This window comes from Nonomuraea antri (genome assembly GCF_013283785.1).
GTDB lineage: Bacteria > Actinomycetota > Actinomycetes > Streptosporangiales > Streptosporangiaceae > Nonomuraea > Nonomuraea antri.
In genome coordinates, this window is the sequence record NZ_JABCPZ010000510.1 from 1 (window position 1) to 1,748 (window position 1,748).

The following is a 1,748-nucleotide window of genomic DNA, read 5'->3' on the forward strand; positions in this document are numbered from 1 at the left end:
GACCACACCCCCGCCGCGCTCGCCGACCAACCCGAACCCCCGGAAACCACCTGCGCGCCGCGCCGCTGCTACTGCCGCAAGTGCCCGTGGTGGACGTCGTACAACCCGTATCCCGGCGTGTCCGAGTCGTGGACCACTGACGCCCGTGCCATCGCCTCTGGCAAGCGCAGGGCCTCGCTCGAGATGCAGGCCGCCGCCAAGGCCGAGGTCGCCAAGCAGAAGGAACGCAAGGCCCGCCTCCGCAAGGGCGGCACCGACCAGTAACCCGAGGTGCCGTCTACGGGAGCGACGACACCACCGAACCTGAACGGAGCACCACCACATGGCTCGTGAAGAGGCGCGGCTGTTCACGCGAATCTGGCGTGACGAGCACTTCCGCGCGCTCACAGCGAACGCCCAGAGGCAGTTTCTGTTCCTGCTCAGCCAGGACGACCTGACGTACGCCGGGACGCTCGCCCTGCGCGAGCGCCGGTGGGCGAACACCGCCGCCGGGCTCACCATCGCGGACGTGCGTGACGGCCTCGCTGAGCTGGCCAAACCCGCCCCGTCGAACCCCTCTGCGAACCCTTCCGGAAACCCTTCAACGAACCCCTCTGCGAACCCTGCCGGGAACCCCCCGGGGAGCCGTTCGTTCGTCGTCATCGACGAGAACACCGAAGAACTCCTGGTCAGGAGCCTCATCCGCCTCGACGGCGTGTGGAAGATTCCCAACCTCATGCTGTCCGCCCGCAGGGCCGCTGAGCTGGTCGAATCCGCCCAGATCCGCGCCGTCCTCCTCCACGAGCTGCACCGCATCCCGATCGACGACAAGACGAGCGCGCACGTGCGCGCCGAACACGCCCTCTTCGTGCAGGACCTCGGCGGCCCCGCCGCACCCCCCGAACTCGTCGATTTGGCCGCGTCACGCTGGACAGGAGCCAGGTCACGAAACGGTCGCGGAAAGGGTTCCAAGAACGGTTCGCCGAACCCTTCGCCGAAGGGTCGTAGGGGTAGGGGGAAGGGGGAAGGTAGTAGTACTACCTCTCCCTCTCGTACAAATACAGGTACGTCCGAACCTCACGGCTCGGACCACGGCGACACCTCACCCGGCCAGGCCAGCGCCAAGCCCAGCAGCAGCGCCGCCCCCGCCAAGGTCTCCGACCCGCCCCGACTCGACGTCGAGCGCGTGTGCAAGCACCTCGCAGACAAGATCGAGGCCCACGGACTCAAGCGGCCCACCATCGGCCAGACCTGGCGCGACGCCGCCCGCCGAATGCTCGACCTCGACGGCATCCCCGAACAGCGGATCCACGGCGCCATCGACTGGGCCCACACCGACGAGTTCTGGCACCGCAACATCCTCAGCCCCGCCAGCCTGCGCAAGCAGTACCAGCGGCTCTACCTCGCCGCCAAGAACGAGCAGGGCCGCACCCCCAAGACCCGCCAGGGCAACGCCACCGCCTACGAGCAGGCCATGGCCCACGCCCTCGCCACCGAAGCCGCCCAGGCCGCCGCTACCGGCCAGGCCGCGACCGCCCACCCCACCGTCATCCCCGGAACCGTGGAGTAACCAGCGTGACCCTCACCGAGACCGTGATCTACCTCAAGTACCTCGGCAGCCTCTTCCCCACCTTCCAGTGGCAGGCCGAAACCCCCGCCGCCTGGCACAACGCCGGCCTGTGCTTCGTCAGCCCCGACCACGCCAAGGCCGCCGCACTCGCCCTCGTCCGCCGCTCCGCGTTCGTCGCCCTCGCCGACCTCCTCACCGA

The 1,748-nt window shown here is 69.1% G+C and carries 3 protein-coding genes; all 3 read left to right on the forward strand.

What is annotated here, in order from left to right; translation table 11 throughout:
* Positions 1-264: hypothetical protein (locus HII36_RS55000; RefSeq protein ID WP_173531353.1), on the forward strand; the 264-nt coding region annotated here is incomplete at its 5' end.
* Between the two features lie 58 nt (positions 265-322).
* On the forward strand, positions 323-1,549 hold the full coding sequence (locus HII36_RS58475; RefSeq protein ID WP_173531354.1) for a hypothetical protein: 1,227 nt from the start codon (positions 323-325) through the stop codon (positions 1,547-1,549).
* A 5-nt stretch (positions 1,550-1,554) separates the two neighbouring features.
* On the forward strand, positions 1,555-1,748 hold a 194-nt coding region (locus tag HII36_RS58480), incomplete at its 3' end, for a hypothetical protein (protein WP_173531355.1).

Bases quoted from the DNA above. Each gene is read 5' to 3' on its own strand.
- HII36_RS58475 (WP_173531354.1), top strand. From the start codon at position 323: ATGGCTCGTGAAGAGGCGCGGCTGTTCACGCGAATCTGGCGTGACGAG.